Source organism: Paenibacillus marchantiae, from assembly GCF_028771845.1.
GTDB lineage: Bacteria > Bacillota > Bacilli > Paenibacillales > Paenibacillaceae > Paenibacillus > Paenibacillus marchantiae.
Genome location: NZ_CP118270.1, coordinates 4,334,427 through 4,347,838, shown reverse-complemented (window position 1 = coordinate 4,347,838; position 13,412 = coordinate 4,334,427). Strand labels below are relative to the sequence as shown.

10 protein-coding genes are annotated in these 13,412 nt (G+C 46.3%); all 10 read right to left on the bottom strand.

Translation table 11 applies throughout. The annotated features are described in order from the left end of the window. Positions 1-32: 32 nt before the first annotated feature. The 10 genes from PTQ21_RS19845 to PTQ21_RS19800 all read right to left on the bottom strand — a co-directional run bounded on the left by PTQ21_RS19845 (position 33) and on the right by PTQ21_RS19800 (position 13,411). Positions 33-1,769 carry an extracellular solute-binding protein gene (locus PTQ21_RS19845; protein WP_072732750.1) on the bottom strand — a complete coding sequence of 579 codons (1,737 nt, stop codon included), beginning with the start codon at positions 1,767-1,769 and terminating at the stop codon, positions 33-35. A 337-nt stretch (positions 1,770-2,106) separates the two neighbouring features. After that, complete coding sequence (locus PTQ21_RS19840) at positions 2,107-3,765, bottom strand: extracellular solute-binding protein (protein ID WP_274566844.1); 1,659 nt, start codon at positions 3,763-3,765, stop codon at positions 2,107-2,109. A 49-nt stretch (positions 3,766-3,814) separates the two neighbouring features. Further along, on the bottom strand, positions 3,815-5,221 hold the full coding sequence (locus PTQ21_RS19835) for a response regulator transcription factor (protein ID WP_072732748.1): 1,407 nt from the start codon (positions 5,219-5,221) through the stop codon (positions 3,815-3,817). Next, on the bottom strand, positions 5,218-6,930 hold the full coding sequence (locus PTQ21_RS19830; protein ID WP_274566841.1) for a sensor histidine kinase: 1,713 nt from the start codon (positions 6,928-6,930) through the stop codon (positions 5,218-5,220). The genes PTQ21_RS19835 and PTQ21_RS19830 overlap by 4 nt, the downstream gene beginning before the upstream one ends. Before the next feature lie 158 nt (positions 6,931-7,088). Then, complete coding sequence (locus PTQ21_RS19825) at positions 7,089-7,211, bottom strand: sporulation protein YjcZ (protein ID WP_079697598.1); 123 nt, start codon at positions 7,209-7,211, stop codon at positions 7,089-7,091. Between the two features lie 133 nt (positions 7,212-7,344). After that, a complete protein-coding gene (locus PTQ21_RS19820) occupies positions 7,345-8,187 on the bottom strand; it encodes a DUF427 domain-containing protein (RefSeq protein WP_274566839.1) in 843 nt (280 codons plus the stop codon). A 6-nt stretch (positions 8,188-8,193) separates the two neighbouring features. After that, positions 8,194-9,015, bottom strand: a complete 822-nt coding sequence (locus tag PTQ21_RS19815; RefSeq protein ID WP_274566838.1) for a DUF427 domain-containing protein — start codon at positions 9,013-9,015, stop codon at positions 8,194-8,196. 36 nt (positions 9,016-9,051) lie between these two features. After that, a complete protein-coding gene (locus tag PTQ21_RS19810; RefSeq protein WP_090806142.1) occupies positions 9,052-10,596 on the bottom strand; it encodes an HAL/PAL/TAL family ammonia-lyase in 1,545 nt (514 codons plus the stop codon). Continuing rightward, a complete protein-coding gene (locus tag PTQ21_RS19805; protein ID WP_063565151.1) occupies positions 10,589-11,695 on the bottom strand; it encodes a thiohydantoin desulfurase in 1,107 nt (368 codons plus the stop codon). Before PTQ21_RS19805 ends, PTQ21_RS19810 begins: the two co-directional genes overlap by 8 nt. 45 nt (positions 11,696-11,740) lie before the next feature. Continuing rightward, positions 11,741-13,411 (bottom strand): thiourocanate hydratase, encoded by a 1,671-nt coding sequence (locus PTQ21_RS19800; RefSeq protein WP_274570532.1) that lies wholly within the window; start codon positions 13,409-13,411, stop codon positions 11,741-11,743. Position 13,412 lies beyond the last annotated feature (1 nt).

Below are 13,412 nucleotides of genomic sequence, written 5' to 3'. Positions count from 1 at the left end.
CTTAGCGCAGCCTGTCAGCAGTGTTAGCTTAATTATTTTTGGGATGTGGTCTCGGCTTCGATCTCCTGGATCACTTGATCGCCGCCTTGTTTCTTCCAATTGGTGACGAATGTTTCGAAGTAATCCAGCGGTTCTGCACCCGTTATGATTTTGATGAAAGATTCCTGTTCCATCTTGGTCAGGTTAGCCCACGTCTGTTTCATGCTTGGTGTAGTTCCAGAGAACGCTGGCGTCATCCAGTTAAATTTGCCTTCTTGGGTCAACTTATCAATTAGCCCCACTCCGTTCATACGTGAGTGATATTTCGACCAAGCTGTTACATCATCCGTATCCTGGTCTTTCAAGTACGTTTGGATACTGCCAATATTGTTCTTCGATTCTGTTGTACGAACTTGATCCAAACCGATCTCGCCTTTAATTCCACGAACGACGTCGGAGTAATCATCCAGCAGTGAGGTTGCCGAGTTGACTTCGATATTAAAAGGTCTGGTTGAACCGTCTACGCCGCTTTCCAAATACTTGGCTGCCTCTGGCATGGTAGTTGCGACATCTTTGTCATTTGCCAGTTTATCGTAGAACAGATTTATAATTTTAATCGCGAGTTCCGGGTGTTCATATCCTTTTCTCACTACGATAAACTGACCGGATGGATTGGCGTGTGCCACGTTTACCTTGCCGTCTGCATCTTCCAGCGTGTAAGCCGTGAATTTCGCATGTTTATCCATCTGTTTAACACTGCTCAATCCCCAGTCTGGAATGTGCCACGGTCCAAAAGCAATTCCGCTCTGACCGTTTGTGTATAGTGCATTGATATCGTCAAATGTACGGGTTCCAAATTGCGGGTCAATGATACCTCTCTTGAACCAGTCGGCCATAACACCCAGCATCTGCTTGGTTTCCTCTGTAGTTGAACCATAAACGATGCTGCCGTCTTCACCCTTCATCCAGTATTGAGGATACGCCCCTTCGGTTGAAGCAACACCCAGCATGGTGTAGGCAGAACCATTATAGTCCGTCGTATTCAGGGTGTTCACAAAAGGAATGCCCACCGGTTTCCCGGTTTGCCCAGGATCTTTTTTCAGGAACTCTTCTGCTGTTTTCTCTACATCTTCGAGCTTGATGGCACCGTCTCCGTCAGCATCTAGTTTGATTCCCAGCACATCCAGCCAATCTTGACGAACCCAAACCATAGTTGGTGCGGAGTCCAGAGAGGTTGCTGGAAGGCCCATCAGTCGGCCATCAATCGTGGCATTGTCCAGTGCACGGCCATCGTAGGAGTCGTAAACCTGTTTGATGTTATCGGTGGCATATTGTTTGTATACTTCCGTCAGATCTTCAATCAGATCATTATCAACAAGTTCTTTAAGTTCATCCTTGGAATCGACACGCATCATATCGGGCAGTTCCCCGGAAGCGATTGCAAGAGAAACTTGACGACTGTAATCTTCACCGTTAGCCTCAAATTGGTCCTTAATTTGTGCGTTAAACGATTCTTTAACCAGACGGGTATACGCATTGTTCTCATATGTATCTCCAGCCGGTAATTTCGGGTTCGCCGTCGTAACACGCCCCATCGTTACCGTCACTTCGTCTTTATAGGCACTGAACGGATCTCCAGGTGTTACCTCATATTGGCCTGCATCCTCAGCAGTCGGTGGATTGGAGGATCCCCCACAGGCTGCAAGGACGGAAACCATCAATGCGGACATGGACAGCACAGCCAGTCGTTTCGTCAACAGTTTGCTTTTTATTGACCAATTATTTCTCATCAAATTCAACTCCCCTTCGTTCTGATTATTTCTCTATCATGTTGTTTGCGCTTTCATTATAAAACTTGGAGAAGCTTAATCGAGATAGGGATTAAACGCTAGTTTGGATAGAGAAATGTATACAGTTTTCACTCGGATCAACGAGCAACATGGAGGTTGTGAACATTTATCTTACCTACTGACTTACATTTGTCTATCCTCGTTAATAAGGGAAGGTAGCACAGCGAGTGTGGCACAAAGAAAAACCGACAAACTCCTCAAACAGGAGTCTACCGGCTATGAATGATTGAATTGAGTACAAAAACGTGTGGAATTCAGCGTTGTAAAGGTTAGCTCTTCAGCGTTGATTCTGGGATGCAGTCACTTCAGCAGTTACTTGATCGCCGCCCTGTTCCTTCCACTCCTGTACAAATTGATCGAATGAATCGATCGGTGCAGCGCCTAAAATAATTTTCAAAAACGTATCATGTTCCAATTTGGATAGTTTAACCCACGAGCTCTCCATGGCTGGCGTGCGTTTGTAGGTAAGGCTTCGAACTTTATGAATATTCGGATCAAAGAAGTTTCTTCCACCCACGAGTAATGAATAACCACGCATAAAGTTCTCACTGTGCTGATCCCAATACGAAATGCCAAGTTGATCATAAGGCTTTAGCTTGGTTTGTTTTATCGTCGAAACCGTATTTTCCAACAGCTTATATTCGGACTTGTCCTTGAAATCAGCTGGGGATTTGGTTCCGGTCAGAATCTCCTGCACGGCTTTGGATTCAAATCGTGCTTCATCTGCTGGAGCAAAGAAATTGCGGCTCAGCATAAAACTCGTACCATACTTGAACTCATCCCGGAGGTACAGATTGTTTATTTTAATGATCGCTTCCGGATGAGCATACCCTTTGCGAACCACAAGGAAAGAACTTGAGGGATTATCCACCTTCACACGAAATGCTCCATTTGCATCCAGTGGGAGCGCGTAAGCCTGCCAGTTCGCCTTGGGATCATTCAGCCAAGCGCTTGGGAGCGGCCAGTAGCCTGCAAAGAAACCTTGAAAGAACATCCCCGCCTGTCCGCTAATAACAGTTTCCTCTGGCTCTTTGCGAATGCCCAGATCTGGATCAAGGAGACCTTTGGCATACATATTACGAAGCCTTACCAAAGCGTTCTTTGTCTCTGGTAGAATCGAACCGTATGCAGGTTTTCCATCTTTTTCGAGCCAATATCCGGGGAAAGCTCCATAAGCCGAGAAGATCGGTGTTAGATCAAAAGCAAAAGCACTGTTGTTGAAATCGTTAAACAGACTTGTGCTTGAGGCAAGCCCGATCGTATCCCGTTTTCCGTTCCCATCCGGGTCCTGCTCCACAAAGGCCTTCGCGAACGCTTCCAATTCGTCCACCGTTTTCGGTGGTTTCAACCCAAGACGATCCAACCAGTCCTGCCTGATCCAGAGCATGCTGAAGTCTTCCGCCGTCACAGACGGAACAGCCATCATTTTCCCTTCAAAGGTCACTTGTTCCCGTGCCAATCCATTAGTGCTGTCGATAATTTTCTTCATCTCGGGTGAAGCGCTGCTTGCGTATGCCTTGGTTAGATCTTCAATTTCTCCCGCTTTGACCATCTCATTCAACTGAACCTGATTAACGATCATCGCATCTGGCAAATCATTGCTGGCGATAGCCAAATCAATTTTCTGACCGAAATTCTCTTTGGATACCTGCCACATGACTTCAACATCAATGTTAAGGTTTTGTTTAATCGCCGTTTTCCACATGTTCTTTTCTAATGTCTCTCCTTCAGAGAGATCCGTACCAGTTGGGTCGACCACATATCCCAACCGGATGGAAACGGGATGTTCATATTTGCCAAATGGATCGGTGGAGGCTGTGTCAGGTATAGATGTTGTTGGTCCAATAGGCGATTCCCGAAAGTAAGAAATACTGAAAAATACGATACCTGCAATCAAGCTGACGACAACAACACACGCAGCCATCTTCTTGATCATTGCTTTCCCTTCTTTCACCGGATTGTCAGTCGGTTATGTGGAGCGTACACTATTTGTCCGCTCTGCCTAATTGTCGATATTCACTAGGCAGCACGCCTGTCAGTTCGCGAAAGATTCGGCTGAAATATTTCTCATCCGTATAACCCACCCGCTCTGCAATCCAGAAAATCGTGTTGTTTGTGTTCAATAAATACTCTTTCGACTTCTCCATTCGGATATATCGGGAGTAATCATTAAAGGTTTTTCCCATGATGTCCTTGAAGCATTGGCTGAAATAACTTCGACTAATGTTGAGTTGCTGGGACAGCCCTGAAGCTGTAAAAGCCTGATCCAAATCATTTTGCATAATCATCACGGCTTTTTTCACACCATCTATCATTTCCTGAGAATACGAAGTCTGTTCATCCGCCTTTCGAATACTCTCAGAGGTCTGCTTGATCCATTGTTCCACTTCGTACCAGGATTGAAAAGAATGGATCATTGAGATTCTGCCCAGCGTAGTCTGGGCAAAAAGATGGTTCCACTCCATGACAAGGGAATACAGTAATCCCATCAATTGCCCTTTTTGCAGCCTTAGGGATTTAAACTCTTCAACAAGCTGGTTATAAAAATTGTCGTTATGCGTCCACGGAGATAGAAACCAACTTCGCTTAATTCGATCCATGTCCTCATCCTGAGGTTCTGTTGGAGAAGTGTCTTGTTCATTCAAGGAAACGGCAATAACCGGATCTTGGGGTTCATACGCATAAAATAAGGACGTTTCTGTATAGTTTATAATCCAGTTTTGAATTTGCGACCATGTCCGTTCTTGAACATCAGACAACACAAGTAGGGCTCCTTGGGGAATTTGATCCAAGTATCCCTTCAATCTATCGAATAGCTGATCCTCTCCATCCAGGGATGCCGCCCACATCCAGCTGTTCCGTTCCACTTCAAATAGGACCTCGTCTACATTGGATTCGAGTCCAATGGGCCAATTCTGGCCGGACTTTCGGTCCAGTGAAACCAGAGCATACACTTTACGGTAATGGATATTAGTTTCACCAAGCTGCGGCAGCTTTCGTCTTGTATTCGCGAGCTCACCAATCCGGGTATGTATTCGATTCAACACATGTTCGAACTGCTCCTTCTCGAGCTGAACTTTGGCTATATAATCGATCGCTCCCAGCCTAAGTGCTTCCTGGATATAATCAAAATCCTGATGAAGAGTAAGCACGACAATATGAAGTTCCGGGTAGAGCTGCCTTGCAGCGCGCATCAGTTCAATGCCAGACATCACCGGCATCGCCAGATCCGTTAACATCAGATCTACCGAGTTGGATTCCAGAAAATCCAATGCCTTAGCCCCGTTACTTGCTTCTCCAACTACCTCCATGCCGAACTCGTTCCACGGCATCGCGGAGCTTATTCCTTTTCGTACCAATTTATCGTCATCCACAATCAATACCTTAATCATGCCGAGATATCTTCTCCTTTGATCGGAAGTATAAGCAATATGCTTGTCCCTGTTCCCAATTCACTCTCAATCACCAGTTGAGCTTGATCACCGTATTGTGCTTTTAACATGCGGTGAACGTAATTGAGCCCAATGCCCATCCCTACTTTTTGATGTTCAGCTACACGATTGTTTAGAAGTCTCTCAATCGCTTCCTCCGTCATGCCTGCTCCGTTATCCTGAATCATAATGTTTAGCGTTTCTTTGCGTGTGACTTCAATTTGAATAAAACCTTCGTCGCTCAGTCCGTGATAAAGTGAATTTTCAACCAACGGCTGTAGTATAAAACGAGGTACAGGTATTTGAAGCACTTGCTCATCTGCGGAAATACGCACATCAAATTCAAAATCATATCGGATTTGCTGCAGGATCAAGTACTGTCTAAGCGCGTCAATTTCCTCTTCCATCGTGGAAACCTGTCCTAATTTACCCAAATTGTAGTACAACAACTTATTCAGGGACTGCACCAGCTTGTCAATCTCCCCTTGTCCATTCATTACCGCCAGCCAGTGTACCGTATCCAGCGTATTCATCAAAAAATGAGGATTAATCTGATACAACAGCTTCTCTACTTCAAGGTCTGCACGAATTTTCTCTTTCTGCTGCACCTCTTTAAAGAGGTCACCGATTTGATGCTGCATATTCGAGAATTCGCCTAACAGAAAATCAAATTCGGGAATTTGCGTACGGGTCTGACTGCCTGCCGTTTGTGGATTTTGAGACATTCCGTTGATTTGCGAATGGAACAGACCGAGGGGTTTATAAACCATCTTCCACAGCAACCAAGCCAGAAATACCGTAAATCCAAGGAAAAATAAAGCGACCAGTAATATTTGAAGCAACCATTGGTTTTTCTCCTGTTGATACTTGGCCTGCGAGATCACCGACACAACACTCCAGTTCTGAGTGGAATCCTGTCTGAACCAATGATGACCGCGAGCTATACCGTCCGATGCTGCACCATTCGATAAGCTGGAGAAATTCTCCCCGACTTTCATCGCTTCAGGGATCTCACTGTACACAATGTTTCCCTCTCCATCGAGGATCAAGTGGGATAAATCTCCTTTGTACTGATTGTAACCCAATATATCCTGCGCAAGGTGAAAACCGGATTCAACGTAAATATAAGCATCGTCCCTCTGGGGTAATTTTACCTTCCGCATGGCGGATAAGACGAGTTGATCATCAAACCGGTTCATACTGACATGAGGACCATAGTAGGTGATCCCATATGCTTTGGAGAGCACAGGCAAAGATTCGGGTGAAAAACGGTCCTTTATGGGAAAGTTTCCGAACTGTGTGGAGCCATCCTTCTGAAAATAATACAATGTCAAACCTATATTCGGGTTGGTAAACGTTACGACATTTAATTCGCTCTTTAATTCATCCCGCGTTTCAATCAATTCAAATATATTGGAGGATGGTTTCAACACCTCATCCAACTTTTTACCTAATGTACCACTGTAAGACAATTGCTGAGTAACATGATTCAGGTTGGTGATCGAATTCTCCAGTGAGGAAGTCACCTGCTGTAAATTGCTCCGAATGCCATCATCGATCTTGTTCGCAAAAATGGAATCAATGGTGTAGTAGGAAATTGCAAATATACTAATGAAGGGAATAAACGCACTGAGAAAAAACAGCAAAAAGATCCTTTTTTTAAGTGTCATTCCAACCTATTCTCCTTAACTTCATCCATTCTATGTTGAATGCATAACTCCATAATTATAGATTGATAATTCTATATGTCAAACGCTTTCAAATTGTAATCATGACAAAAAGACCCTGCCAGCGGAATGCCAGCAGAGTTGTTCATAAGGTAAAGGAATTAAACCAGGAACGCTTTAGAGATGATGACCAACAAGATGAACAGAACAAGGATTGCACCGATGGATGTGAAACCACCGTATCCACCAAGACCTCCAACATTTCCATATCCTACTTCACTCATGTAATCTCCTCCTCTTTTGTGTTATGTCATAAGGTATTCAAATCGTTGTGTATTGACAAGGCTTTTGAGCCAATCATCAAAAAAAGGGCGCTATCCGCTTATGCAGCAGACAGAGTCCCCCATCACACACTCATCATTGTCTTCTGACAGTTACTTCAGTTTCATTAAAGAATTCAAGTGCAGAATAGTACCATTTTGGTTTGGGCTGTAACTCGCCATCCACATAGACATCGACTTGCTCATTATAAAACGACATCGATCCAGCAATCTTTGGAATTTCAGGAATTGGATTTAGATAGCTCCACACGATATTCTCATAGGTCTGTCCATTGAGAACAGCCGTCCAGTAGGATGCATCACCTTTATAAGGGCAGGATGTCTGCTTGTCATTTGCGGTGAGCACATTCTGATCCACGTCTTCAATCGGAAGATAATAGCGAACGGGGACGCCCGTTTCAAATACAATCATCGGGCGGCGGCTATCTGCAAGCTTGATGCCATCTAGAACGATCTGAACATGGCGGGAACTTTGGATCGCATCAACTCGCTTGTATGGGTCACGCGGGTGGACGAAGATCTGCTCTTCTTCTTCATACCAGGCGTCCACCTTGTTCCAATAGAAAGCCACAAAACCTTTGATCGACTCGATGTCCTTAAGTGGATTCTCATAACCCCAGACTACATTTTCAGAAATACGCTCACCCACTTGAATGGTCCAGTAAGAAGCATCCCCTTTAATAGGGCAGTGGGTCTGCAACTCGGTCTTCACCAGAAATTGTTGCGACACATCTACTTGTGGAAAATAATATACCGGTAGCTTGCCGCGCTCATGAAGTGTAATAACACGTGTGCTGTCCGCAATAGTCTCACCAGCAAACGTGATGTGGACCCGGCGCGGATTTAGATCTGCCTTCAACATTAGTTTATCTTCCTGACGCAGAGAGCAGGCAATAGATGAATTCAGATGATTTACCATTTCACTTTACCCCCATCCTAAATTGCTGTAAGGAAGGCGATCATCAGCAGATAGGGACCACTTTACTCCATCCACATAGAGCGCATCCACTGACTCATGATAAAAGCATAACAGTCCTTCAACTTCATGAACTTCTGGTAATGGGTCCTTATAGCTCCAAACAAGATTATTGTATTCTCTTTCATTAACTGAAGCAGTCCAATAGCTGGCTATCCCTTTATAAGGGCAAGTTGTGGTTAAATCAACGGGCTTCAACAAATCAAGGCGCACATCCTCCTGATGAAGATAATAACGTGGGGTCAATCCTGTCTCATAGAGAATCACAGGTCGCTTGCTATCAGCAACAATTACTCCATCTAACTCGATTTGAACATGACGTGAGGCTGGAATCGCATCCACCCTGGAATATGGGTCCCGCGCATGAACGAATACTTCTTCCTCTTCTTCATACCAGGCATCTACTTTGTTCCATGAAAAAGAATAATGATTCTGCAAATAGACCTCTTCCTGTTGCACACCCGAATAGCTCCATACCGCATTCTCTACCGTACGTCCACCGCTGCTAATATGCCAAAACAATTGATTTCCTTTATACGGATCATTCACCAGCTTTTCTGAAGGTATGAATACGTCAAGGTTCACATCTTTCTTCGGAAAATAATAAACGGGGAGTCTACCTGTTTCGGTAACAACGAGAACTTCCTTGCTGTCTGCGATAAACTGCCCGTCAAATTTTACGCGAATCCACTTTGGACTGACCTCCGCACGAATTTGCCAGCTCTCATGGGAATGGTCCCGTAAAGACCACTGGGGATCAACATGTGCCATTGTAACTTCCTCCTCTTTCCATCATTATTGAGAGAATTAATTCATCTTCCCACGAACTGCTTTCAGCCATTTCCCTTCCTTAAGCAGAAGGTAAGCACGCTCTATATCTATGGTTTGATTACGGTCTTCTGACAAAAAAGGAACCTCGGAACGCAACAGTTCATAACCTGCTCTTGTCCCCTCACCCAGAGTCATATCCATACGCAGATCAATAGCTTGAGCAGCATGGAGCGCTTCAATCGCCAAAATATAAGTAACACGATCAACAATCTCTCTTACCTTGCTTACAACGTAAGGAGAATTGGCTGCATGATCCTCCATGTCTCCCGCCAGTGAGAAATAATCAGATGAAACCGGATTACTCAAATGACGAATTTCTGCATCCAGTGAGGTTGCTGTTTTCTGAACCGTGCAGAAACCGACGGAGCTGCTCGAATCAGCAGTTAAGAAACGGCTTAACCCTGTAAAGTCCGGGTCACCCAGCTTGATCATGCGATAGCATGAACTTTTGGATACATGATGCAGCGCACTTCCAAGCATCTCGAAGCCTAATGTCCATGTTATGGGATCATAATTGGCGCAGGACAAGATTCTCCGCTCTTCCGTCAGCACACAGGGGTTATCGTCCGAGCTATTGAGATGAACTTCAAGCTGCTGGCGCGCATAGGCATAAGCATCTCTTGCCGCACCATGAATCTGGCAAGCGTCACGGAAGCTCAGCGGGTCTTGCAGCGAATCAGGATTAAAACCATTCCAGAGTCCGCTGCCACGCAGACTACGCCGGACCATGGCCAGGCTCTTTAACTGCCCTGGAAAAGGACGCTTGAGATGAACCGCTTCATCCAACGGACTAATATTTCCCCGGATGGCTTCCAAAGACAGCGCGTATACAGAGTCTGCGGTATCCAGTAATTCTTGGATGTCGAAGAGCGCCAGTGCTCCGTTTCCGGCTGAGAGAGCATTGGAACTGACGATAGCCAGACCGTCCTTGGGGCCAAGGCGCAGGGGTTCCAAACTCATTACCATTAACGCATCGCTCGCTGGTATCCGATTGCCTGCCATGTTCACTTCACCTTTACCAATCATGGCCAGACCGATATGCGAAATCGAGGTAATATCCGCCGCACCCACAGATCCGCGAAGCGGTAGAACCGGGTGAATACCCATATTGAGAAAATCTGCATAACGTTTGGCAATATCGGGCTGAGCACCGGTAGCTCCTGCAAGCAGGCTATTTAACCGGGCAAGCATCACAGCACGAACGACATCTTCTGTAGCCTCCGGCTTCACCCCAGCACTGTGAGATAACAATAAATTCCGGTTATAATCTTCAAAATAATCATCTCCGATGACCTTGTCCTTATTCCAGCCTACTCCACGATTCAGTCCATAGACAGGAACGCCTTCTGCAGCTAGTTCATAAATTACTTTACGTGCAGAGACTAGTCGTTCCCAGGCTTCATCTGCAATCACTACGGATCTCCGCGAACGAGCCACACTCTCCACATCCTCAATGGTCATGCGGCTTCCGTCCAATACAATTTGGTTAGAGCTGAGCAAGAGAATGCTCTCCTCAAGCATAGATTGTTTTCTCCTTGTCAAAAGCATAGCTCTGCAAATCGATGCCCAGCATTTCTTCCACCTCGGGATATACGGTGGGGTCCTTTACACTGGAACTCAGTGGTACCTTGGATTTATCAATGGCGAAGACCGCTATTTCCATACCCTCTTCAACATCTCCTACACTCACAGGCAGACCCTTCTTCAGGTCAAACGTAGTAATTACGTCCGGGAACGTGGTCAGGCGTGTACCTTCATCGTCCTCAACAGCCATATATTCATTCATCACATGAAGTGTAAGCCTACGGTTGGGGATGGATACTTCGATCGTACCCACATCGAAAGCACCTGAATAATGAACATTTTTTGTCGTCACCGTCCCTCTGCCGAGGATTCTTCCATTGGTCTTGTGTACCACGGCCTCTAGCACCGCTTCCGGACCATCCGGCTCTGCCTCCATAATGACACGGCCCAACTCAATCGCTATCGAGATGCCACCGATCGCAGCGTGCTTCTTAATATGTTTGATCGGGAGCGGGTGCCGTGCGGCAGCAATAAACCCACCCGCCATGTCCGAAGCAGTACGCAGTATATTGGAGGTCCGTGCCGGAGTTCCCTTAACCACAAGTTCCATGTAGCTGCCAATCTCTGGTTTGCCGCCAGCCACTGCTTGTATCGTCTCGTAATCAATAGAAGACGCGAGGCCAAGTGAGCCCATCTTGCCTGTCGGATGTGCGCGGATATCTCCAGTAGCATCAATAACAGCAAGACCAAGGGCTGCTGCTGGCAGCCAACCGTTAATGGTGCTGGACATACCATTCTGCGGAGTCATGACCCCGGCTATTTTGCCATCATAGTTTTCAATGATTAGCTGTACAGCCTTAATGTAGTCCTTTCCAAGCATTTGCCAGTCTCGTCCGGCAGGTGCCCCAATTGCGGTACATGTCAATATAATGGCGTCATCCGGCAGTTCATCTACCGACAGGAGCTTCGGTCGTCCGATACTCAGTGCCGCGTGTCCAATCTCCAGTCCATGATCCACCCAGCCTCCGCCGCCGCTGGCAAATACAGAGCCGCCTTTGACAGCAGCGTTTACATCATCTCTTGTTAATTCCCGCATAAAATCTCCTCCTAGATGAAAATTTCGTTGAACCATTTCCCGATGTTATTTTACAGTGGATGAAATGGTTTCATATTGATGGGTATCAATTCGGGCAATCCCCTTTGTTTTAACCTCGGCCAACGATTGCTCATAACCGGCATCCGCATATCGGAGTACGCCAAGACCAGTATCATTGTCAAGCGCTGTACGAAGACGTGCATCACTTGCCTCTGATCCGTCGGCTACAATGGTGACTCCCGCACTTGTCATATAACCAGAGTAGCCCCCTCCGCCGGAATGAATCGCCACCAGATCAGCCATGGATGCACAATTGAGCATGGCATTCAACAACGGCCAGTCCGAAATCGCATCGCTTCCGTCTTTCATTCGCTCGGTCATAATGTTGGGATGAGCCATAGCTGCTGCATCCAGATGATCTCGGGAGAAGGCGACTGGTCCTGCAAGTTTTCCTTCTCGAACCAATTGGTTAACCGCGAGTGCCAGCTTGCTGCGGTCTTTATGCCCAAACCAGCCTATACGGGCCGGCAATCCCTCAAACGGCACATACGTATTCGCGAGTTTGATCCAATTGGATACGATGTCATTATCACTAAATTCTTTCAGGATATAATCGTCAATGATTCGTATATCCTCTGCCTCGCCGCTAAGAGCGATCCAGCGGAAAGGACCGATAGCCCGCGCAAAAAGGGGACGAAGAAAAGCTTCCGTAAATATATCGATCTCAAAAGCATTCGTAACTCCATATTGCACTGCTTGTGAACGGATATTGTTACCATTGTCAAAAACAACCGCGCCCCGTTGTTTGAATTCCAACATCGCCTTTACTTCATTCGCAATTGAAGCTCCGGCAGCGGCTTGAAGCTCCGTCGGATGTTCTCGTCGTGCCACACCAGCGGATTCAGGTGAGTATCCGCTTGGAATATAGCCGTATAACAAATCATGTGCAGATGTTTGGTCAGTCACAATATCCGGCTGGACACCTCTCCGAAGCAGCTCAGGATAAACATCCGCAGCATTTCCGAGCAGTCCAACGGACAGGCTTGTGCCGGTGTTTACAGCTTCATTAATCCATAGCAATGCTTCATCCAGGCTATCTGTCTTTCGCTGTAAATAACCGGAAGTGATTCGTTTGTCTATTCTCTCCTCCGCAACTTCTACACAAAGGATTGCCGCATTAGCCATATAACCTGCTAAAGGCTGCGCGCCCCCCATACCTCCCAAGCCAGCGGTTAGAATGAAACGTCCTCGCAAATCGCCGCCGAAGTGCAGCCTTGCGATACTTTGGAAGATTTCATAGGTTCCCTGTATGACACCCTGTGATCCGATGTATTGCCAAGCAGCCGCAGTAAGGCCTCCCCAAATAATCAGACCTTTATCTTGCAACTCATAGAAATTCTCGCTGGTTGCCCATCGGCCGACCAGATTGCAGTTAGCCATTACGACAAGTGGTGCTTGTCGATGGGTTCTGAATACACCAATCGGTTTGCCTGACTGAATGACCAGTGTTTCGTCTTCCTCCAATTGCTTTAGGGTATCGACAATTGCCAGATAGGAAGACCAGTTACGGGCGGCCTTTCCAAGGGAGGCATAGACGACCAGCTCCTTCTGGTTCTCACCGTTCTCGAGCACGTTCTCCAGCATGCGCAGCAACGCTTCCTGACGCCAGCCTTTGCACCGCAGCACGCCGCCTCGTTCAGCAACAATCCTTTTCACA

Bases quoted from the DNA above. Each gene is read 5' to 3' on its own strand.
- PTQ21_RS19845 (WP_072732750.1), bottom strand. From the start codon at position 1,769: ATGAGAAATAATTGGTCAATAAAAAGCAAACTGTTGACGAAACGACTG.
- PTQ21_RS19840 (WP_274566844.1), bottom strand. From the start codon at position 3,765: ATGATCAAGAAGATGGCTGCGTGTGTTGTTGTCGTCAGCTTGATTGCA.
- PTQ21_RS19835 (WP_072732748.1), bottom strand. From the start codon at position 5,221: ATGATTAAGGTATTGATTGTGGATGACGATAAATTGGTACGAAAAGGA.
- PTQ21_RS19830 (WP_274566841.1), bottom strand. From the start codon at position 6,930: ATGACACTTAAAAAAAGGATCTTTTTGCTGTTTTTTCTCAGTGCGTTT.
- PTQ21_RS19825 (WP_079697598.1), bottom strand. From the start codon at position 7,211: ATGAGTGAAGTAGGATATGGAAATGTTGGAGGTCTTGGTGGATACGGT.
- PTQ21_RS19820 (WP_274566839.1), bottom strand. From the start codon at position 8,187: ATGGTAAATCATCTGAATTCATCTATTGCCTGCTCTCTGCGTCAGGAA.
- PTQ21_RS19815 (WP_274566838.1), bottom strand. From the start codon at position 9,015: ATGGCACATGTTGATCCCCAGTGGTCTTTACGGGACCATTCCCATGAG.
- PTQ21_RS19810 (WP_090806142.1), bottom strand. From the start codon at position 10,596: ATGCTTGAGGAGAGCATTCTCTTGCTCAGCTCTAACCAAATTGTATTG.
- PTQ21_RS19805 (WP_063565151.1), bottom strand. From the start codon at position 11,695: ATGCGGGAATTAACAAGAGATGATGTAAACGCTGCTGTCAAAGGCGGC.